We start from the raw sequence: 19,820 nt of genomic DNA, 5'->3' as shown, positions 1-19,820 counted from the left end.
GCGCGCCGACGCGCCCGCCGGGACCGTGCGCGCCGGGGCGGGCGGCTCGTGACGGCCGAATGGCGATCGTGTGACAGGAGCGGTGTCGGGCAGGTCCTGAGGCACAGGGAGTCCATAGGCTCCGAACGGACTGCGCTCCTCTACGACTTGGAGTTCACGTGCACCGCAGACTCACCGCGCCCGGCGCACTCGCCGCCGCCTCCGTCCTGCTGGCGATCCCGGCGTCGGCCGCGAGCGGCTCCGCCGGCGCCCCGGGCATCGGCGACCCCTACTATCCGGCGTACGGCAACGGCGGCTACGACGTCTCCCACTACGACCTGCGGCTGAAGTACCAGCCGGCCACGGACGAGCTGGAGGGCACGGCGACGATCCTGGCGAAGACCACGCAGGAACTGTCGCGGTTCGACCTGGACTTCCTGCTCGACGTGAGCGAGGTGAGGGTCGACGGCGCGGTGGCGGCGTTCGCGACGTCCGGCGAGCACGAGCTGGAGATCACGCCGAGGAAGCCGCTGGCCGAGGGGGCCGCGGTCACCGTGGTGGTCCGCTACCGCGGCGTCCCGTCCTCGAAGCAGGCGTACGGCTTCACCAGCTGGCACCGCACCCCGGACGGCGGGATCGGCGCGAACGAGCCCGAGGCGGCCTGGTGGTGGTTCCCGAGCAACGACCACCCGCTCGACAAGGCCACCTACGACGTGTCCGTGCAGGTGCCCGACGGCACGCAGGCGCTCTCCAACGGCACGCTGCAGTCGACGAGTTCACGGGCCGGCTGGACCCGCTTCAACTGGCGCTCCGGCAAGCCGCAGGCCACCTACCTCGCCACGCTCGCCGTCGGCCGGTTCGACCTCACCACCGGCACGACCGAGAGCGGCATTCCGGTCGTCAACGCGTACAGCAGGGATCTGGGCGCCAACGCGGGCGCGGCGCGGGCGAGCGTCGAGCGGACCGGGGAGATCGCCGACTGGCTGAGCGGGTACCTCGGGCCCTACCCCTTCGACGCGCTCGGCGGGTACGTGCCGAACACGACCACCGGGTACGCCCTGGAGACTCAGACCCGGCCCTTCTACAGTCCGCGGCAGTTCGCCGGCGGTTCCAACACCTCGGTGGTGGTGCACGAACTGGCCCACCAGTGGTACGGCGACTTCGTGTCCGTCGCCGGATGGAAGGACATCTGGCTGAACGAGGGCTTCGCGCGGTACGCGCAGTGGCTGTGGTCCGAGCACGAGGACGAGGGCACGGCCCGTGAGCTCGCGGACTACGTGTACGCCTCGCATCCGGCCGACGACGCGTTCTGGACGGTGAAGCCCGGCGATCCGGGTCCGCAGAACCAGTTCGACATCGCCGTGTACGACCGGGGCGCGCTCGCGGTGCAGGCGCTGCGCGACGCGATCGGCGACGACTCCTTCTTCGCCGTCCTCAAGGGCTGGCCTCGGGAGCACGCCTACGGCAACGCGACGGTCTCCGATTTCGTGCGATACGCCGAGCGGGTCTCGGGCAGGCAGCTGGGCGCCCTGTTCGACGCGTGGCTGTTCCAGCCGTCGAAGCCGGCGGCCTCGACGGCGCGGACGGCGGCGGCCGCGAGGGCGGCGGCCGCTCCCGCGCAGCCGAAGTCCTGGAAGAAGATCGCGGCGACGAACGACGTCCACGCGCACTGAGCGCCGGTCGGCATCTGCTCTGCCCTCGATGCCGGAAACCCGCGAACTCCTGTCTGATTCACGGCGGCTGTGGGTATCAAGCCGTGCAGGAACTGCGAAGAGAGCGGGGGCGGTCATGGCTGCTGCACGGAACGGCAACGAGGGTCTGGGCGTGTGGAGGGTGGTGCCGCTGATCGGGGCGGTGGTGATGGCCGTCGGCCTCATCGGCGGCATCCCCGTGCTGACCCTGCTGGGCGCGATCGTCGCCCTCGTCGGGGTGGTCGGCCTCAGCGCTGCGAGACGCAAGCAGAACTGACGTAGGACCTGCGTCTGACCTGACGCCGGCGACGCCATCGCGGTCAGCGGCCGCCCGCCCGTGCCAGCAGCTCGGCGTGGGGCAGGGCGGCGCTCTCCGTGGCCGGCACCGTGCACGCGTACGCGCCCGCCAGGGCCCCGAACTCGGCGCACCGGCGGGGCGGTTCGCCGGCCAGACGACCGAAGAGGAAGGCGGCGGCGAAGGCGTCGCCCGCGCCGTTGGAGTCGACCACCGGTCCGGGCGGGGCGGCGGCGGGTACGTGCGTCAGCTCGCCGTCCGCCAGCAGGTACGCCCCCTCGGCTCCGGCGGTGGCGACGACCGCTTCGGCGCGGCCGCGCTCGGCGATGCGGCGCATGGTCGCCCGCGGGTCCGGCAGGGCGGTCGCGGAGACGAACACGACGTCCGCCTCATGGGCGAAGGCCGCCTGGTAGGGGTTCTCGCCGTCCCAGTTGTGCAGGTCGGTGGAGATGCCGACGCCCGTCTCGCGCAGGATCGGCAGCGCCTCGGCGCAGGGCTGCGTGATGGACACGTGCACGTGGCGGCTCGCCGCGGCGAGCCGGCGCAGGGCGTCCTCCGGGAAGCGGTCGTCCGCTCGCCCACGGCTGGTGTCGTACAGCGAAAGCCGTCGGCCGTCCGGTCCGACCAGGTTGACCGCGCGCTTGGTGCCGGCGGGCTGCGGGATCGCGGTGAGGGCGATGCCGTGCTCGTCGTGCAGGGCGCGGACCAGGTCGCCCTCGGGGTCGTCGCCGAGGAAGTCGAGATGGTGGGTGCGCAGGCCGAGGGCGGCGAGGCCCAGGGCGACGAAGTCGCCGGTCTGTCCGGCGCGGGCGCGGATCCCGCTGTCGATCATGTAGCTGTCGGCGTACGGGAGCGGCAGCTCCGGCACGTACACGATCGTGTCCACGCCGGCCCCGCCGAGAACCAGCACGTCGATGGCGCCGATGTCCTCGACGCCGTCGGCGCCGTCGATGTGTCTGTCGGTCGATGCGCCCATGTGCGCTAGCCCTCCCCGTGGTCGTACACCGTCACCGCGACGCCCCGCCGCACGAGACGCTCGACGACGAGCGGCTCGACACGGGACCAGGTGCCCCCGGCCAGGCCGCAGCCTATCCGCGGCATGTGCACGGACGCCCGGAGTTCCCGTGCCGGGCCGGCCAGCCGGGCCAGCGCCGCGTCGATGGCCTCGTACCGCACGGGGACGCCCTTGCTGCCCGTGCGCACGCCGCGCTGGCCGATCATGTTGGCGACCCACACGTACGGCTCCACCTGGACGAGCTGGAGAGCGCCCAGAGCGAAGTCGTTGGCGGCGCGGCCCCGGTGCCAGGCGCGGTAGGCCGCCTCCGGCTCGGGCCAGCGGCGGGACAGCGCGAGGACGAAGCCCTTCCCCCACCCCCCGATGTCGTTGCAGACATGCGCGACGATCTTGACGCCCTTCACCGACGGCACGGTGGCGTCGCCCCGGACATATGTGATCTCCCCCATGACGCCACCGTAGGCGACGCCACCGACATCGAGGCAGGGCGTTCGCTGCTCCCGACGCGCTCGCCGCGGCGGTCCCTGCGGTGTGCACGGGTTTGACCGTCCCGGTGTGACAGCGATACTGCTGCACATGACGAGCGAGACCGAGGAGCCGGCCCTCACGGTCGACGAGCTGGCCGCACGCGCCGGTGTCACGGTGCGCACGGTGCGCTTCTACGGCACCAAGGGACTGCTCCCGCCCCCGGTCCTCGGACCGCGCCGGGTGGGGCTTTACGGCGCCGCGCACCTCGCACGCCTGGCGCTGATCGAGGAGTTGCGCGGGCAGGGGCTGACGCTCGCGGCGATCGAGCGCTACCTGGACCGGCTGCCGCCCGGACTCGACGCACACGACCTCGCCGTGCACCGGGCCGTAGTGGCCTCCTGGGCGCCGGACGCGGTGGAGACGGTGACCCGGGAGGAACTGCAGCGGCGGGCGGGACGCACGCTCGGCGAGGAGGACCTGGACCGGCTCGTCGCGATGAACGTCGTGCGTCGCGACGGCGACGGGTACGGGGTCGACCCCGGCCTGCTGCGGCTGGGGGTCCGGCTGCTCGACGTGCCGCTGTCGCCGCAGTCCATCCGCGCCGCGCGCACCGTCCTGCTCGACCACGCGCGCGCGGCGGCCCACGAACTGTCGCGGCTGCTGCGCGAGGAGGCGCCGCAACGCGACGCACAGGCGGTGCGGTCGCTGTCGGCGCACATGCAGCCGCTGGTCGTCCAGGCGCTGCTGACGGCCTTCCAGCGCTCGCTCACGGAGGAACTGCGGGAGTGGCTCGGGGAGCCGCCGGCGGACGGCTCCCCGTGACGGTCCGGGCGCTCAGCGCGCGTCGGTGAAGGTCTCCCCCCGTCGCGCCTTGTCCACCAGCAGCGCGGGCGGGGTGAAGCGGTCGCCGTAGCGTGCGGCGAGCTCCTGCGCGCGGGCCACGAAGCCGGGCAGCCCGCCGTCGTAGCCGTTGATGTACTGGAGCACGCCTCCGGTCCAGCCCGGGAAGCCGATGCCGAAGAGGGACCCGATGTTGGCGTCGGCCACGGAGGTCAGGACGCCCTCCTCGACGAGCCTGACGGTGTCGAGGGCCTCGGAGAAGAGCATGCGCTCCTGCATGTCCTCGAAGGGGATCTCGGCGCCCGCGCGGGTGAAGTGCTCGCGCAGCCCCGGCCACAGACCGGCCCGCCCGCCGTCCTCCCCGTACTCGTAGAAGCCGGCGCCGCCGCTGCGCCCCGTGCGGCCGAACTCGTCGACCATACGGTCGATGACGGCCTCGGCGGGGTGCGCGGTCCAGACGCCGCCGGCCTCCTCGACGGCCCGCCTCGACTCCCGCCGGATCTTCTGCGGCAGGGTGAGCGTCAGCTCGTCCATCAGGGAGAGCACCTTGGCGGGGTAGCCGGCCTGCGCGGCCGCCTGCTCCACGGAGGCGGGCTCGATGCCCTCGCCGACCATGGCGACGCCCTCGTTGATGAAGTGGCCGATCACCCGGGAGGTGAAGAAACCGCGCGAGTCGTTGACGACGATCGGCGTCTTCTTGATCTGCCGCACCAGGTCGAAGGCGCGCGCGAGCGCCTCGTCGCCGGTGCGCCCGCCCTTGATGATCTCGACCAGGGGCATCTTGTCGACGGGCGAGAAGAAGTGCAGCCCGATGAAGTCCTCCTGGCGCTCGACCCCTTCGGCGAGGGCGGTGATGGGCAGGGTGGAGGTGTTGGAGCACAGCAGGGCGTCCGGGGCGACGACCTGCTCGATCTCCTGGAACACCTTGTGCTTGAGGGCGGTGTCCTCGAAGACGGCCTCGATGACGGCGTCGCAGCCGGCCAGGTCGGCGGGGTCCGCGGTGGGCGTGATGCGCGTAAGGAGCGCGTCCGCCTTCTCCTGGGTCGTGCGGCCGCGGGAGACGGCCTTGGCGCACAGCTTCTCCGAGTAGGCCTTGCCCTTGAGGGCGGCCTCCAGGGAGACGTCCTTCAGGACGACGTCGATGCCCGCGCGGGCGCACGCGTAGGCGATGCCGGCGCCCATCATCCCGGCGCCCAGGACGGCCGCCCTGCGCACCGGGCGGGGTGCGACGCCCTTGGGGCGGCTGAGGCCCGAGTTGACGGCCTGGAGGTCGAAGAAGAACGCCTGGATCATGTTCTTCGACGTCTGCCCGGCGGCCAGCTCGACGAAGTAGCGGGCTTCGATGACCTGCGCCGTCTCGAAGTCGACCTGGGCGCCCTCGACGGCCGCGGCGAGGATGTTGCGCGGCGCGGGATAGGGGGCGCCGTTGGTCTCCTTGCGCAGGCTCGCCGGGAACGCGGGCAGGTTGGCGGCGAACCGGGGGTTCGACGGGGTGCCGCCCGGGATGCGGTAGCCCGGCCTGTCCCACGGCTGCTGCGACTCGGGGTTCGCGTCGATGAAGGCGCGCGCCTTGGCGAGCAGTTCCTCGGGCGTGGTGGCGACGTCGTCGACCAGACCGTTCTCCAGGGCCCGTCGCGGGCTGTACTGGGTGCCCTTGAGGAGGACCTTGAGGAGGGCGTCGGTGATGCCCAGCAGCCGGACCGTGCGCACCACGCCGCCGCCGCCGGGGAGCAGGCCGAGGGTGACCTCGGGGCAGCCGATCTTCGACCCGGGCGCGTCGAGCGCGATGCGGTGGTGGCAGGCGAGGGCGAGTTCGTAGCCGCCGCCGAGGGCCGCGCCGTTCAGGGCGGCGACGACGGGCTTGCCGAGGGTCTCGATGCGGCGGAGGTTGCGCTTGATCTCCAGTCCGCCGTCCAGCAGCTCCTGGGCCGTGTCCGGGGTGACGCGGATGAGGTCGCGCAGGTCGCCGCCGGCGAAGAAGGTCTTCTTCGCCGAGGTGAGGATGACGCCCCGGACGGAGTCCTTCTCGGCCTCCAGGCGATCGGCGACCGCGGCCAGGGAGGCGCGGAAGGCCGCGTTCATGGTGTTCGCCGACTGGTCGGGATCGTCGAGGACGAGGGTGACGAGGCCGGTGCGGTCCTGTTCCCAGCGGATGGTGGTGCTCTGTGTCATGACGGGTTCTCCGTAGAGGTCTCGGGTTCCGCTGGGGTGGTCAGACGCGCTCGACGACGGTGGCGATGCCCATGCCGCCGCCGACGCACAAGGTGGCGAGGCCGTAGCGCTTGTCCTGGCGCTCCAGTTCGTCGACGAGCGAGCCGAGGATCATCGCGCCGGTGGCGCCGAGCGGGTGGCCCAGCGCGATCGCGCCGCCGTTGACGTTGACCTTGTCCAGGGACAGGCCCATGTCCTTGACGAAGCGCAGGACCACCGCGGCGAACGCCTCGTTGATCTCGACGAGGTCGATGTCGTCGATGGTCAGACCGGCCTTGGCGAGGGCCTTGCGGGTGGCGGGCGCGGGACCGGTGAGCATGATCGTCGGCTCGGAGCCGGAGACGGCCGCGGAGACGATCCGCGCGCGCGGGGTGAGCCCGTGGCGCTCGCCGACCTCCCGCGTGCCGATGGCGACCAGGGAGGCGCCGTCGACGATGCCGGAGGAGTTGCCCGCGTGGTGGACGTGGTCGATCTTCTCCACCCAGTGGTACTTCTGCAGCGCCACGGCGTCGAACCCGCCCAGTTCGCCGATGTCGGCGAAGGAGGGCTTCAGCTTGGCGAGCGAATCCGCCGTGGTGCCGGGGCGGGGGTGCTCGTCGTGGTCGAGGACGACGAGCCCGCTGCGGTCCCGCACCGGGACGACGGAGCGGTCGAAGCGGCCCTCCTTCCAGGCCGTCGCCGCCCGCTCCTGCGACAGGGCGGCGTACTCGTCGACGTCGCGCCGGGAGAAGCCCTCGATCGTGGCGATGAGGTCGGCGCCGATGCCCTGCGGTACGAAGTTGACGCCCAGGTTGGTCATCGGGTCGTTGAACCAGGCGCCGCCGTCCGAGGCCATCGGCACCCGGGACATCGACTCGACGCCGCCCGCGAGGACGAGGTCCTCCCAGCCGGAGCGGACTTTCATGGCGGCCAGGTTGACGGCTTCCAGACCCGAGGCGCAGAAGCGGTTCTCCTGTACGCCCGCCACCGTGTCCGGCAGGCCGGCCGCGATCGCGGCGGTGCGCGCGATGTCGGAGCCCTGGTCGCCCACGGGGCTGACCACGCCGAGCACGATGTCGTCGATCGCGGCCGGGTCCAGGCCGGGGAAGCGGTCGCGGAGTTCGTGGATGAGGCCGACGACCAGGTCGATGGGCTTGGTTCCGTGCAGGGAGCCGTTCGCCTTGCCGCGCCCGCGCGGGGTGCGGATCGCGTCGTACACATACGCTTCGGTGCTCACTGGGGGCCTTTCGGGAGGGTGGGCCGGGCCGGGCGGGTCAGTCGCCCCGTGCCACGGTGTTGGGGAGGGGCTGCTCGGGGTCGGGCGCGAGCTCCGGTATGTCCCAGTCACGGGCCACCCGGTGCGTGTCGGCGCCGGGCCGTGCCGGGCCGGTGCGGACGGCCGTCGGGGTCGCGGAGAACCGGGGCGCCGGGGCGGGCTGGGTGATGCCGCCGTGGTCGATGAAGGTGCCGCGGGCCGCCAGGTGCGGGTGGTGCGGTGCCTCGCGCAGCGACAGCACCGGCGCCACGCACGCGTCGGAGCCCTCGAAGACCGCCGTCCACGCGTCGCGGGTGCGGGTGCGGAAGCGGGCGGCGACGGCTTCGCGCAGCTCTGCCCAGCGCGTCCAGTCCTTGCGGGCGTCACGGAGATCCCCACTGAGGCCCAGGAGGTCCACGAACGCGTCGTAGAACTGCGGCTCCAGCGCGCCGACGGCCATGTAGCCGCCGTCGGCGGTCTCGTAGACGCCGTAGTAGGGGCAGCCCCCGTCGAGCAGGTTGGCGCCGCGGCGGTCCTGCCATCCGCCGGCCGCGAGCATGCCGTGGATCATCGCGGAGAGGTGGGCGGCGCCGTCCACGATGGCCGCGTCGACGACCTGGCCGACGCCGCTCTCGCGCGCGTGGTGCAGCGCCGCGAGGACGCCGACGACGAGGTAGAGGGAGCCGCCCGCGTAGTCGCCGAGCAGGTTGGCGGGGGCCGGCGGGGGTGCGTCCGGGGGGCCGATCAGGCCCAGGGCGCCGGTGAGGGCGATGTAGGCGATGTCGTGCCCGGCGCGGTGGGCGAGCGGGCCCTCCTGGCCCCAGCCGGTCATCCGGCCGTAGACCAGTCGGGGGTTGCGGGCGTGGCAGTCCCCGGGGCCGACGCCGAGCCGCTCGGCGACGCCCGGGCGGTTGCCCTCGATCAGCACGTCCGCGCGGGCGGCGAGGTCGAGCACGCGCGCGGGGCCGTCCGGCGCCTTGAGGTCCACGACGACCGAGCGCTTGTTGCGGTTGGTCACGTCGTGGGCCGGGTCGATGCCGAGAGCCTGGCCGCCGGGGCGGTCCACCCGGACCACGTCGGCGCCGAGATCGGCCAGCAGCATGCCCGCGAAGGGGCCCGGCCCGATCCCGGCGAGCTCCAGCACGCGCACGCCGGCCAGCGGGCCGTGCCCGGTCGTCCGTGCCGTCGTCATCCGGTCCCCTCGCTGTGACACAACCGATGTAACACCAGTGATGCTAAGAACGTGTCGCCATGGACACAAGAGCGGGGCGAGCAAGCGCTTAGCCGGTTCCCGGCGCGGCGGCCTACGGCTCAGCGCGTCTCCAGCTCCGATATGAGCCGTCGGGGGGCGATGGTGCGGTAGCTCTCCTCCACCCAGTCGCAGAGCAGCCCGGCCGAGGGAGCGCCCTTCTCCTGCAGCGGGAGGCGCACCCAGCCCGACCGGCCGAGGCCGTATCCGGCGGGCTCCGCGCCGGGCGCGGCCAGCGCGTGGGCGTGCGCGGTCCCGTCCACGAGCTTGAGGGTGACGCCCAGCGGGTGACTGCCGTCGTCCACGCCGAGGAAGACGAACACCTTGCCGTTCACCTTGGCCACACTCTCGCCCCAGGGGAACTCCTCGGCCGCACCCGGCAGTCCGAGCGCGAACGCGCGCACTTTCTCCCACTTCTTCAGGGCATTGCGGTCCACGGTCACCTGCTGCCTCCGGGCTCGTCGTCGGCCTCCGCACTCCTCACGCTAGCCTCAGCCACCGACAGCGGCACGGGCTGCACCGCGAAGGGATGTCATGAGCAGGCTGAAAACGAGCGACCGTCCGTACGACATCGTGCTCTTCGGGGCGACGGGCTTCGTGGGAACGCTCACCGCGGAGTACCTCGCCGCCCACGCGCCCGCGGGGCTGCGCTGGGCGATCGCCGGCCGGGACGAGGGCAGGCTGGAGCGGCTGCGCGAACGGCTCGGCGCGGACGTCGGCGTGCTGCGCGCCGACGTCGCGGACCCGGCGTCCCTGCGCGCCCTCGCGGAGCACGCGCGCGTGGTGGCCACGACGGTGGGCCCCTACGTGCGCTACGGCGAGGAACTGGTGGCCGCCTGCGCGGACACCGGCGCGGACTACCTCGACCTCACCGGCGAGCCGGAGTTCGTGGACCTGATGTACGTCCGGCACGACGCACGCGCGCGGGAGACGGGAGCACGGCTGATCCACGCGTGCGGATTCGACTCCGTCCCGCACGACCTCGGCGTGTACTTCACCGTCCGGCAGCTCCCGGAGGGCGTGCCGCTGGCCGTGGACGGCTTCGTGACGGCCGACGCCTCCTTCTCGGGCGGCACCTTCGCCTCCGCCCTCGGCCAGTTCGCGCGCGGCCGGCAGATGCTCGCCGCGGCACGGGAACGAGGGCGGCACGAGCCGCGCCTCATGGGCCGTCGGGCCGTCGCCCCGGTGGGCGCGCCCCGGTTCGCCGCGGAGGTCGGGGCCTGGGCGCTGCCGCTGCCCACCATCGACCCGCAGATCGTGCTGCGGTCGGCCCGGGCCCTGCAGCGTTACGGCCCCGACTTCCGCTACCGGCACTACGCGGCCGTGCGGCGGCTGCCCGTCGCCGTGGGCGGCGTCGCCGCGGTCGGGGCACTCGCCGCGGCGGCGCAGCTGCCGCCCGCCCGGCGCTGGCTGTCGGACCGGCTCAAGCCCGGCGAGGGGCCCAGCGAGCAGAAGCGGGCGCGGAGCTGGTTCTCCGTCCGGTTCGTCGGCGAGGGCGGCGGCCGGCGGGTGTACACCGAGGTCGCGGGCGGGGACCCCGGTTACGACGAGACGGCGAAGATGTTCGCCGAGGCGGCGATGGCGCTGTCCTGCGACGACCTCCCGCCGACGGCCGGGCAGGTCACCACGGCGGTCGCGATGGGCGACGCGCTGACCGGGCGGTTGACCCGCGCGGGCGTCCGCTTCCGCGTCGCGGCGCGCCGCTGAGCGCAACCTCGGCGCGCCCCGGCGCCGCCGTCAGACCGGCGACCGGACGAGCGTGCAGATCATCCCGACGATCCAGCCGAGGCCGGCCAGGACGGCGAGGATCAGCGCGGCGTTCACGGCGCGCTCGACCGGGCGGTCGGGGTCGGCGAGGGGCTCGGGGGCACGGTGTGCAGTCATGCGGCCGGCCTGCCGACGCGACGCCGGGCGTACATCCGTACGGGTACTCGGACGTGGTACTCGGACGTGGTACTCGGACAGGGTGCTCGGACGGTGCACTCCGACGCGGTGCTCGAACGGCCCGCCCGGCCCCCGTGGCCCGGGCGGCGCTCCCCAAGTCCCCTCACCCTGCATTTGAGGCTTTTCCCGCTGCTCACCGCGCCTTCCGCGCCGAAGTCCCCACAAGGACTTCAATGAAACGATGGAAGCGTCCGGTCGGAGCGGCGAAAGGGTTCAGCATGAGGTTCGTTCTGGAGGTCACCGTCGACGAGGGCGCGGCCGCTGCGGACCCGGTGGGTGAACTGCAGCGGATCCTGCGGTACTGGGGCGGCAACCTCAAGCACTACGCCCTCGAGGAAGGGGACGGCTCGACGATCCTCGACTCGGAGCACCGGGAGGTGGGTCAGTGGCGGATGGTGGCCTCGTGAAGGGCCCGCCGGCACAGTGAGTCGGCCCGGCGGGTCGTCTCCGGGAGCCGGAACCGCGGGGTGAGGGCGAGGGTGTGGGCGCAGGCGTCGTCCAGGGTGACGCGGTGGCCGACGGAGACGAACACCGGCTTCACGTCCGCCCGGGTGCGCAGCGCGCGCCCCACCTCCTCGTCGCCCGCCAGCAGCGGGGTCGCCGATCCGCGCGGGGCGTCCGGCTCGGCGTGGGCGAAGACGAACGGGTTCTTGGCGACGCCGATGGCGGGCAGGCCGGTGAGCACCCCGAGATGGCTGGCGAGGCCGAACCTTCGCGGGTGGGCCAGGCCGTAGCCGTCGCACACCACCAGGCCCGGCTCGTGGGGCAGGGCGTCCAGGGCGGCGAGCACGGTGGGGATCTCGCGGAACGCGAGCAGTCCGGGCACGTAGGGGAAGGAGATGCGCCCGACGGCGGTGGCCTCGGCGACGACCTCCAGGCTCGCCGCGTCCAGCACGACGGCGGCCGCCGCGACGACGTCGCGTTCGTCGTCGTAGGCGACGTCGACGCCCGTCACGTACCCGGCGCCCACGGGCGGTCCCGGCTCGAGCAGGACGCGCGCCCGCAGCTCGTCCTGGACGGCGCGGGCCTCTTCCTCGGTCGCGGGCCAGCCCGCGGGAATGCTTACGGTCGTCATGGTGAGGACGAGCGTACGGCTCCGGCGGGCGGGCCCGCGATCAAGTTTGCGTCGCGGCCGGCGGCGGCGTCAGTCGCCGAGCGCGCGCTGCAACTGGCTCTTGTTCATGTCCGAACGTCCCTTGACGCCCCGCCGCTTGGCCTCCTCGTACAGCTGGTCGTAGGTGGGGCCCTGGGAGCCCTTGCCGGAACGCTGACCGCCGCGCCTGCCGGACGACATGTCCTCGGTGGAGGTTCGGCTGGCGGTCTTCGACTCGCCGGACCGGGCGCGTTCCTTGTTGACCGTGCGCGCGGCGATCTCCTTCGCGCGGCCTGCGCTCTCCCCCCGGTCCTGCGCGCTCTCCTTGATGTGCTCGTACTGGCGCTCCCGCTTGGGGCTGGAACCACGTGGCATGGACGCTCACTCCCTTCGCGTTCGTCCCCGCCGGGTACCCGTGAAACGGCTCACCTCTCCAGGCGTGCCACGCGCCCCTGTTCGCCCGCGGCCCAGCAGCCGAGGTCGGGCGTGCAGTCCACGGTGTCGTACGAGCCGGTGTCGAGGGTGCGCCAGGTGCGGCCGGCGTCGGTGGTCAGGTCGGTGCCGGCCGGGCCGACCGCGAGGGCGGCGGTGCGGCTGTGCGGCAGCCAGGCGACGCCGGAACGGTAGGCGGGCGGCGGCCCGGCCGCGGGCCGCCAGGTGCGGCCGCCGTCGGCGGTCGTGGCGGCGGCCCGCGGGGAGGCCTGGTCGGGGCGGTAGTCGCCGCCCACGGCCAGACCGTGGGCGCGGTCGCGGAAGGCGAGGGCGAAGACGCCGCGCGCGGGGTCCCCGGCGGGGACGGGGACGTCGGCGGCTCGCCAGGTCAGCCCACGGTCGGAGGAGTGCAGCACCCGCGCGCGTGCCGCCCCGCCGGTCGCCAGCCAGACGTCCCGGGACCCGGCGGCGACCAGGCACTGGCCGCTCGCGGCGAACCCCGCCTCGCCGTCCTGGGCGGCCGGCATCCCCGCGTCGGGCAGCACCTTCCAGCTGCGCCCGCCGTCGCCGGTCGCCAGGACGCGGAACCTCCCGTCGACGGGATCGCTCACGGCGAGTCCGTGGCGGCGGTCGAAGAAGGTCATGCAGTCGTAGAACGCGCGGGGGTCGGTGTTGCGGAAGGACTCCGTCCAGGTCGTCCCGCCGTCCTCGGTGCGGTACACGCGTGAGGCCTCGCCCTCGCCGATGGCGAGCACCACGGCACGGCGCGCGTCGAACGCCTCGACGTCGCGGAACTGCAGGCCGGCCGCACCGGCCGGGGAGACGTCCCGCCAGGTCGCGCCGCCGTCGGCGGTGCGCAGGACGACGCCCTGCGTGCCGGCGGCCCAGGCGGTCTCCCGGTCGACCGCCGCCAGGCCGCGCAGACGCGACGTGACACCGGTGTCCTTGAGCTCCCAGTGCGGCGCCGCCGGCGGTGCCGGGCGGGCCTGCGCGGGCAGGGCGGTGAGCACGGCGAGCGCCGCCCCACAGGCCGCCGCCGCCACCCGGCCGCCGCCCCGCGCTGTCCGTACCGTGCGTCGCGTCTTCCCCAAGCGCCTCATGGCGGGCGAAGCTAGTGCAGGCTCCCGCCGGCGTCCAGAGGCCCTCGTCCGCCCCAACCGCCTTGCCCGGCACGGCAGGAGAGCTGAGTCACTCCCGTGCATGAAACGCGGTGACCGAGGTCACTCGAAAGTGGTGTGCACGGATCGACCGGTTCCGGCGTCTCTTCCAGTGTCCGGTCCCACCGCCCGGAGTTCCGTCCCACCGTCACGAGGGAGCAAGGCGTTGTCCACCGTCATCGAACAGCTCGTAGAGGCCCGTCTGGTCGCGGCCGCGCCTCGGATGCCCAACATCCCCGCCACCTTGCACTACGACCGCCTGGACCCGTTCGCCGTGCGGATGACCTTCCCCGCTCCGGCCACCCTGGAGGGCGTCGAGGTCTGCTGGACGTTCTCCCGCGAGCTGCTCGCCGCGGGCCTGCACGACGCCGAGGGCCACGGCGACGTCCGGGTGCGCCCCTACGGCTACGACCGCACCGTCCTGGAGTTCCACGCGCCCGAGGGAACCGCCGTCGTGCACGTCCACTCGGCCGACATCCGCCGCTTCCTGCAGGCGGCGGGCGAGCTGGTGCCGGCCGGCACGGAGCACCGTCAGCTCGACCTGGACCACGATCTGGCCGAGTTGATGCGGGACGCCTGCTGACCCGTCGTAAATCCTTTGACAGCCCTTTCCGGCCCTCCTACGGTGTGAAGCGCTTCTGTTGCCGCCGATCGGAGTAGGACGTTGCTCGTCTGAGGTCCCGAGACACCCGCGCCACACCCCATGCCGGTGTGCGCGCAGCGTGCGACCTCGGCCTCGAGCCGTCCCCATGCGGAGCAGGGCTTTTCGTGCTGTCTCCGCATGCCCCCGCCCGTCGCGGTGGTCGCCGCCTCCGGTGTCTCGACACGTGTCGTCCCTGACCGCACACGCACCCACGAGGCCCGCTTTGCATCAGTCCATCACCTGTACTTCCCTCGCCTTCTCCTGGCCCGACGGCACCCCCGTCTTCGACGACCTGGACGTCGCGTTCGGCAGCGGCCGCACCGGGCTCGTCGGCGTCAACGGCTCCGGCAAGTCGACCCTGCTGAAGCTGATCGCCGGAGAACTGACACCCGCCGACGGCGCCGTGCGCGTCGCGGGCGAGGTCGGCTACCTCCCGCAGAACGTCACCCTGGACACGTCCCTGCGGATCGACCAGGCGCTCGGCATCGCCGACCGGCGGGCCGCCCTGCACGCCATCGAGTCCGGCGACGCGTCCGAGGAGCACTTCGAGACCGTCGGCGACGACTGGGACGTCGAGGAGCGCGCCCTGGCGACCCTCGGCGTGCTGGGGCTCGCCCACGTCGGCCTCGACCGCACCACCGGCGAGGTCTCCGGCGGCGAGTCGGTTCTGCTGCGGCTGGCCGCCCTGCTGCTGCGCCGGCCGGACGTCCTGCTGCTGGACGAGCCGACCAACAACCTCGACCTGTACGCCCGACGGCGGCTGTACGCGGCCGTCGCGTCCTGGCCGGGCGTCCTGGTCGTGGTCAGCCACGACCGGGAGCTGCTGGATCTCGTCGACCAGATCGCCGACCTGCGCGCCGGGGAGATCACCTGGTACGGCGGCAACTTCACCGCCTACGAGGAGGCCCTGGCCAACGAGCAGGAGGCCGCCGAGCGCATGGTGCGCGTCGCGGAGGCCGACCTGCGCAAGCAGAAACGCGAACTGGCGGACGCCCAGGTCAAGCTCGCCCGCCGCAAGCGGTACGGGCAGAAGATGTGGGACAGCAAGCGCGAGCCGAAGATCGTCATGGGGGCGCGCAAACGCGCGGCGCAGGAGTCGGCGGGCAAGCACCGGATCATGCACGAGGAGAAGCTCGCCGAGGCCAGGGACCGGCTCGACGACGCCGTGGAGGCGGTACGCGACGACGACGAGATCCGCGTCGACCTGCCGTACACGGCCGTGCCCCCGGGGCGCGAGGTCCTCACCCTGATGGATCTGCGGCTCGCCCACGGCGCGCGCGTCGAGGGCGGTCTCGATCTGCGCGGTCCCGAGCGGGTGGCGCTGGTGGGGCGCAACGGATCCGGGAAGACGACGCTGCTGCGCACGATCGCCGGGGAGCTGACGCCCGAGTCCGGCGAGGTGCACGCGCACGTGCCGCTGCGCTTCCTGCCGCAACGCCTCGACGTCCTCGACGGCGACCTCACCGTGGCCGAGAACGTGGCCCGCTTCGCGCCCGGAGCGACCAACAACCGGATCCGGGCCCGACTCGCCCGCTTCCTGTTCCGGGGCGCCCGCGCCGACCAGAAGGCGGCGACCCTGTCCGGCGGGGAGCGCTTCCGGGCGGCCCTGGCGGCCCTCATGCTGGCCGAGCCGGCGCCGCAGCTGCTGCTGCTCGACGAACCGACCAACAACCTCGACATGGCGAGCGTGCGCCAGCTGACGACGGCGCTCGAGTCGTACGAGGGGGCGCTGATCGTGGCCGGACACGACCTGCCGTTCCTGGAGTCGATCGGCATCACGCGCTGGCTGCTGATGGACGGCACGCTGAGGGAGACGACGGCCGAGGAGACGGCGGACCCGGCGTAGTCCCTCGCCGGCCCGCGCGGGTCTCGGGAGGGCCACATTGTTACTGAGGGGTTTTGTCCTGGTGGTCCCGCGCTGCATGATGGCTGACCGGCGCCGCGCCCGAGGCGCCGGTTTTTCCACCCGATTCGGAGACCTGGACGTGCCCAGCAAGAAGGCCCTCATCCGCCGCCCCAGCCCGCGCCTCGCCGAAGGCCTGGTGACGCACGTCGAGCGGGAGAAGGTCGATGTGGAGCTCGCCCTGGAGCAGTGGGAGGCCTACGCCGACGCGCTGCGCACGCACGGCTGGGAGACCGTCGAGGTCGATCCGGCCGACGACTGCCCGGACTCCGTGTTCGTCGAGGACACGGTGGTGATGTACCGGAACGTCGCCCTGATCGCGCGCTCCGGCGCCGAGTCCCGGCGCGGGGAGACCGCCGGCGTCGAGGAGGCCGTGGCACGCCTCGGCTGCTCGGTGAACTGGATCTGGGAGCCCGGCACGCTGGACGGCGGCGACGTGCTCAAGGTGGGGGACACGATCTACGTCGGCCGGGGCGGGCGGACCAACGCGGCCGGCGTCCAGCAGCTGCGCGCCGCCTTCGAACCGCTCGGGGCGACGGTGGTGGCGGTGCCGGTCAGCAAGGTGCTGCACCTGAAGTCGGCGGTCACGGCGCTGCCCGACGGCACGGTGATCGGTCACATTCCGCAGGTCGACCGGCCCTCGCTCTTCCCGCGCTTCCTGTCGGTGCCCGAGGAGGCCGGTGCGCACGTGGTGCTCCTCGGCGGTCCCCACCTGCTCATGGCGGCGAGCGCGCCGAAGACGGCGGACCTGCTCGCCGATCTCGGACACGAGCCCGTCCTCGTCGACATCGGCGAGTTCGAGAAGCTCGAGGGATGTGTGACATGCCTCTCGGTACGACTGCGGGAGCTGTACGCCTGACCGGGTGAACCGATCGCCTGTCCAGCCCTGGGACCTGCGCTTCCCGGGGCTGTTCGGCATGCCCCGAATTGCCCGGGGAACCCGGTTGATCAGCAATTCTTCACGCCCTGCTCAGACCGCGGCTTCATAACCTACGGGTTCGTAGCCTACGATCCCGTAAGTTCCGGTTCCGCTCGCCGGACGGTTCCGCTCCGCTTCACGTCCCCTGGAGTCCCTCGTGTCGATCACCTCCCCTCATCTCGGCAATCCGGCCGTCTGGACCGACGCCAAGCTGCTGTTCGCGCTGGAGGAAGTGGTCGAGACCGAACTGAACCGGCACCTGAAGGTCACCAAGGACTGGATGCCCCACGAGTACGTGCCGTGGAGCGACGCCCGCAACTTCCCCGGCTTCTTCGAGGACGGCGAGGCCTGGGGCAAGGAGCAGTCCAAGGTCACCGAGATCGGCCGGATCGCGCTGGTCGTGAACCTGCTCACCGAGGACAACCTGCCCAGCTACCACCACGAGATCGCCTCGCTCTTCGGGCGGGACGGCGCCTGGGGCACCTGGGTGCACCGCTGGACGGCCGAGGAGGGCCGGCACGGCATCGTGATGCGCGACTACCTCCTCGCCTCGCGCGCGGTGGACCCGGACAAGCTCGAACAGTTCCGGATGGCCCACATGGGCGAGGGCTTCGAGTCGGACAACCGTCACTCGATGCTGCACTCGGTCGCGTACGTGTCCTTCCAGGAGCTCGCGACCCGTGTCTCGCACCGCAACACCGGCCACCAGTCCGGCGACCCGGTCTGCGACCGCATGCTGGCGCGCATCGCCACCGACGAGAACCTGCACATGGTCTTCTACCGCAACCTGCTGAAGGCCGCCTTCGAGCTCGCCCCCGACCTCACCATGCAGGCCGTGCGCGACGTCATCGTGAACTTCCGCATGCCCGGCCACGGCATGCCCGGCTTCGAGCGCGCCGCCGCGCAGATGGCGATCGGCGAGATCTACAACCTGCGCATCCACCACGACGACGTCATCCAGCCCGTGCTGCGCTTCCTGAAGGTCATGGAAATCGACGGCCTCGGCCCCGAGGGGCGGCAGGCGCAGGAGGAGCTCGGCCTGTACATGGGCGGCCTGGACGCCGAGGCCCTGAAGTTCGACGAGAAGCTGGCGGCACGCAAGGCCCGGATGGCGGCCCGCGCCGCGGGCTGACGGCACGCCGCACGCTCACCCCGCAGGACTCTGACGACTCGCAAGGCCCGATCGGCCGAACGGCCCGCACGCGGAAACGATTTCCCGTGCGGGCCGTCCGCCGTCCGCCGTCCGCGCCACCGTGCCGCGCCGGGCGCGGTCACGCTCACCAGTCCGCCTCCCGGTAGTCCTTGAGGAACACCCCCGAGACCGGATGCCCTGCCTCGCCGCGCACGATCGGGTCGTACACGCGCGCGGCGCCGTCCACGACGTCCAGCGGCGTACGGAATCCCGCGCCCGCTATCCGGGCCTTCTTCGGCGCCGGGTTCTCGTCCGTGATCCAGCCGGTGTCGACGGCGCACATGTGCACGCCCTGCTCGGCGAGCGCGGCCGCGCTGGTGCGGGTGAGCATGTTCAGGGCGGCCTTGGCCATGTTGGTGTGCGGATGCCCGGGCATCTTGTTGCGCACCGCGAACCGGCCCTCGACGGCGGTCACGTTGATCACGTACCGCCGTGGATGCGGGGACGCCAGCAGCAGCGGCAGCAGCCGGTCGCACAGCAGAGCGGGGGCGAGCGCGTTGACCAGCTGGGTCTCCAGGACCTCGGCCGGGTCGAGCGCGCCGAGCCGGACCGACCAGGAGTTCTCCGGCGAGGGGTCGGGCAGCAGCCCGGCCTCGTCGGCCTCCCGCAGCGCGGCCGGGAGCGCCGACACCGTGCCGCCGAGCCCCTCCAGCATCCGCATCGGCGTGAAGCCCGGTGCCCGCCGGACGCCCTCGGGCAGGGCGTCGTGCTCCCCGGCGGCCAGCAGGGCGTACGACTCGGGCGGCCGCCGCACGGTCTGCGCCGCGTTGTTGACGAGGATGTCGAACGGCTCGCCCTCCCGGCGCAGTTCCTCGCACAGCCCCAGCACCTGCCGCGGGTCGCGCAGATCGACGGCGAGGACCGTGAGCCTGCTCAGCCATCGCCCGCTGCCCGGCTCGGCCCGGAAACGGCGGACGGTGTCGTGCGGGAACCGGGAGGTGACCACGAGATCCGCGCCGTCCCGCAGCATCATCAGCGCCAGCTGGAAGCCGATCTTGACCCTGCCGCCGGTCAGCAGGACGCGGCGCCCCCGCAGGTCGGCGCTCAGAGCGCGGCGGGCGGTGTTGTCGGCGGCGCAGGCAGGGCACAGCCGGTGGTAGAACGCGTCGACCTGCCGATAGCCCGACTTGCAGACGTAGCAGGGCCGCTGCCGGCGGAGGACGCCGCCCGTGCCGCCGTCCACCAGCGGCGCGTCCTCGCGCCGGTCCAATGCGCCGGTCGCGGTGGCGGCCATCGTCGCCGCGTCGGCGGCCGCCACCTCGGCGCCGCGCAGATGACGCCTGCGCCGCCACCCGTCGCGCGCGAAGGAGGCGGCGACCCGCTCGGTGTGCAGCCGTACGGGATCGTCGACCGGCAACGCACGCAGCTTGCCCACGATCCGGTGGAAGGCGGCCAATTCCGTCTCGGTGACCTGCTGGGTCTCCGCCGCCCTCGTCTTCGCCTCGCCCATCGCCTCTGCCCCCCGGCCCGCCCCTGTGCTCCGTACCGTGGTCCCACGGGACGCGGACCGGCGTCTGCACCCTGACCGGGTGTCGAGTCGGGCTCCGCTCCGAGG

Annotated in this window: 20 protein-coding genes; 9 read left to right on the top strand and 11 right to left on the bottom strand. The window is 73.0% G+C overall.

All coding sequences use genetic code 11. The annotated features are described in order from the left end of the window. Positions 1 to 158 precede the first annotated feature (158 nt). Together ACH4ZA_RS30550 and ACH4ZA_RS30545 are read left to right on the top strand one after the other, a co-directional pair. Positions 159 to 1,652, top strand: a complete 1,494-nt coding sequence (locus ACH4ZA_RS30550) for a M1 family metallopeptidase (RefSeq protein ID WP_398432554.1) — start codon at positions 159 to 161, stop codon at positions 1,650 to 1,652. Between the two features lie 115 nt (positions 1,653 to 1,767). Next, on the top strand, positions 1,768 to 1,947 hold the full coding sequence (locus ACH4ZA_RS30545) for a hypothetical protein (protein WP_306947325.1): 180 nt from the start codon (positions 1,768 to 1,770) through the stop codon (positions 1,945 to 1,947). A 43-nt stretch (positions 1,948 to 1,990) separates the two neighbouring features. On the opposite strand, the gene ACH4ZA_RS30540 is transcribed toward ACH4ZA_RS30545, so the two are convergent. Both ACH4ZA_RS30540 and ACH4ZA_RS30535 read right to left on the bottom strand, forming a co-directional pair. Further along, complete coding sequence (locus ACH4ZA_RS30540) at positions 1,991 to 2,941, bottom strand: PfkB family carbohydrate kinase (RefSeq protein WP_398432553.1); 951 nt, start codon at positions 2,939 to 2,941, stop codon at positions 1,991 to 1,993. Positions 2,942 to 2,946: 5 nt separating this feature from the next. After that, on the bottom strand, positions 2,947 to 3,429 hold the full coding sequence (locus ACH4ZA_RS30535; protein ID WP_398432552.1) for a macro domain-containing protein: 483 nt from the start codon (positions 3,427 to 3,429) through the stop codon (positions 2,947 to 2,949). Positions 3,430 to 3,556: 127 nt separating this feature from the next. On the opposite strand from ACH4ZA_RS30535, the gene ACH4ZA_RS30530 reads away from it, so the two are divergent. Then, positions 3,557 to 4,270, top strand: a complete 714-nt coding sequence (locus tag ACH4ZA_RS30530; protein ID WP_398432582.1) for a MerR family transcriptional regulator — start codon at positions 3,557 to 3,559, stop codon at positions 4,268 to 4,270. Between the two features lie 12 nt (positions 4,271 to 4,282). On the opposite strand, the gene ACH4ZA_RS30525 is transcribed toward ACH4ZA_RS30530, so the two are convergent. From ACH4ZA_RS30525 to ACH4ZA_RS30510, 4 genes are all read right to left on the bottom strand, one after another. Next, positions 4,283 to 6,460, bottom strand: coding sequence for a 3-hydroxyacyl-CoA dehydrogenase NAD-binding domain-containing protein (locus tag ACH4ZA_RS30525; RefSeq protein ID WP_398432551.1), 2,178 nt, complete (start codon positions 6,458 to 6,460; stop codon positions 4,283 to 4,285). Between the two features lie 40 nt (positions 6,461 to 6,500). Further along, positions 6,501 to 7,715 carry an acetyl-CoA C-acetyltransferase gene (locus tag ACH4ZA_RS30520; protein WP_306947330.1) on the bottom strand — a complete coding sequence of 405 codons (1,215 nt, stop codon included), beginning with the start codon at positions 7,713 to 7,715 and terminating at the stop codon, positions 6,501 to 6,503. Positions 7,716 to 7,752: 37 nt separating this feature from the next. Continuing rightward, on the bottom strand, positions 7,753 to 8,925 hold the full coding sequence (locus tag ACH4ZA_RS30515) for a CaiB/BaiF CoA transferase family protein (protein WP_398432550.1): 1,173 nt from the start codon (positions 8,923 to 8,925) through the stop codon (positions 7,753 to 7,755). A 119-nt stretch (positions 8,926 to 9,044) separates the two neighbouring features. Then, a complete protein-coding gene (locus ACH4ZA_RS30510; RefSeq protein ID WP_398432549.1) occupies positions 9,045 to 9,425 on the bottom strand; it encodes an MmcQ/YjbR family DNA-binding protein in 381 nt (126 codons plus the stop codon). Between the two features lie 91 nt (positions 9,426 to 9,516). Between ACH4ZA_RS30510 and ACH4ZA_RS30505 the strand changes: the two genes are divergently transcribed. After that, complete coding sequence (locus ACH4ZA_RS30505; RefSeq protein WP_398432547.1) at positions 9,517 to 10,689, top strand: saccharopine dehydrogenase family protein; 1,173 nt, start codon at positions 9,517 to 9,519, stop codon at positions 10,687 to 10,689. Between the two features lie 30 nt (positions 10,690 to 10,719). Here ACH4ZA_RS30505 and mmpA read toward each other — a convergent pair whose 3' ends face one another. Beyond that, entirely contained in the window at positions 10,720 to 10,866 is a 147-nt protein-coding gene (gene mmpA, locus ACH4ZA_RS30500; protein ID WP_398432546.1) for a morphogenic membrane protein MmpA, read from the bottom strand. 278 nt (positions 10,867 to 11,144) lie between these two features. Here mmpA and ACH4ZA_RS30495 point away from each other — a divergent pair, with 278 nt between their 5' ends. Beyond that, positions 11,145 to 11,333: a hypothetical protein gene (locus ACH4ZA_RS30495; protein ID WP_398432544.1), complete on the top strand. Its 189-nt coding sequence runs from the start codon at positions 11,145 to 11,147 to the stop codon at positions 11,331 to 11,333. On the opposite strand, the gene ACH4ZA_RS30490 is transcribed toward ACH4ZA_RS30495, so the two are convergent. The 3 genes from ACH4ZA_RS30490 to ACH4ZA_RS30480 all read right to left on the bottom strand — a co-directional run bounded on the left by ACH4ZA_RS30490 (position 11,309) and on the right by ACH4ZA_RS30480 (position 13,551). Next, on the bottom strand, positions 11,309 to 12,001 hold the full coding sequence (locus tag ACH4ZA_RS30490) for an endonuclease V (protein WP_398432543.1): 693 nt from the start codon (positions 11,999 to 12,001) through the stop codon (positions 11,309 to 11,311). The genes ACH4ZA_RS30495 and ACH4ZA_RS30490 overlap by 25 nt on opposite strands. Positions 12,002 to 12,070: 69 nt before the next feature. Continuing rightward, the gene (locus ACH4ZA_RS30485; protein WP_398432542.1) at positions 12,071 to 12,394 is read right to left on the bottom strand and encodes a plasmid stabilization protein; all 324 of its coding nucleotides are present in this window, start codon (positions 12,392 to 12,394) and stop codon (positions 12,071 to 12,073) included. Between the two features lie 50 nt (positions 12,395 to 12,444). Beyond that, positions 12,445 to 13,551, bottom strand: a complete 1,107-nt coding sequence (locus ACH4ZA_RS30480) for a WD40/YVTN/BNR-like repeat-containing protein (RefSeq protein WP_398432541.1) — start codon at positions 13,549 to 13,551, stop codon at positions 12,445 to 12,447. 223 nt (positions 13,552 to 13,774) lie between these two features. On the opposite strand from ACH4ZA_RS30480, the gene ACH4ZA_RS30475 reads away from it, so the two are divergent. The 4 genes from ACH4ZA_RS30475 to ACH4ZA_RS30460 all read left to right on the top strand — a co-directional run bounded on the left by ACH4ZA_RS30475 (position 13,775) and on the right by ACH4ZA_RS30460 (position 18,205). Further along, the gene (locus tag ACH4ZA_RS30475) at positions 13,775 to 14,191 is read left to right on the top strand and encodes an SsgA family sporulation/cell division regulator (protein ID WP_398432540.1); all 417 of its coding nucleotides are present in this window, start codon (positions 13,775 to 13,777) and stop codon (positions 14,189 to 14,191) included. Between the two features lie 283 nt (positions 14,192 to 14,474). Next, entirely contained in the window at positions 14,475 to 16,097 is a 1,623-nt protein-coding gene (locus ACH4ZA_RS30470; protein WP_398432539.1) for an ABC-F family ATP-binding cassette domain-containing protein, read from the top strand. A 139-nt stretch (positions 16,098 to 16,236) separates the two neighbouring features. Further along, entirely contained in the window at positions 16,237 to 17,013 is a 777-nt protein-coding gene (ddaH, locus tag ACH4ZA_RS30465) for a dimethylargininase (protein WP_319282196.1), read from the top strand. Positions 17,014 to 17,230: 217 nt separating this feature from the next. After that, entirely contained in the window at positions 17,231 to 18,205 is a 975-nt protein-coding gene (locus tag ACH4ZA_RS30460; RefSeq protein ID WP_319197257.1) for an acyl-ACP desaturase, read from the top strand. Positions 18,206 to 18,350: 145 nt separating this feature from the next. Here ACH4ZA_RS30460 and ACH4ZA_RS30455 read toward each other — a convergent pair whose 3' ends face one another. Next, positions 18,351 to 19,715: an SDR family oxidoreductase gene (locus ACH4ZA_RS30455; protein ID WP_319282194.1), complete on the bottom strand. Its 1,365-nt coding sequence runs from the start codon at positions 19,713 to 19,715 to the stop codon at positions 18,351 to 18,353. Positions 19,716 to 19,820: the final 105 nt, after the last annotated feature.

Origin of the sequence: Streptomyces sp. NPDC020597, from assembly GCF_044335095.1 — a bacterium.
In the GTDB taxonomy this organism is placed as follows: domain Bacteria; phylum Actinomycetota; class Actinomycetes; order Streptomycetales; family Streptomycetaceae; genus Streptomyces.
This window is presented reverse-complemented; position numbering and strand designations above follow the sequence as displayed.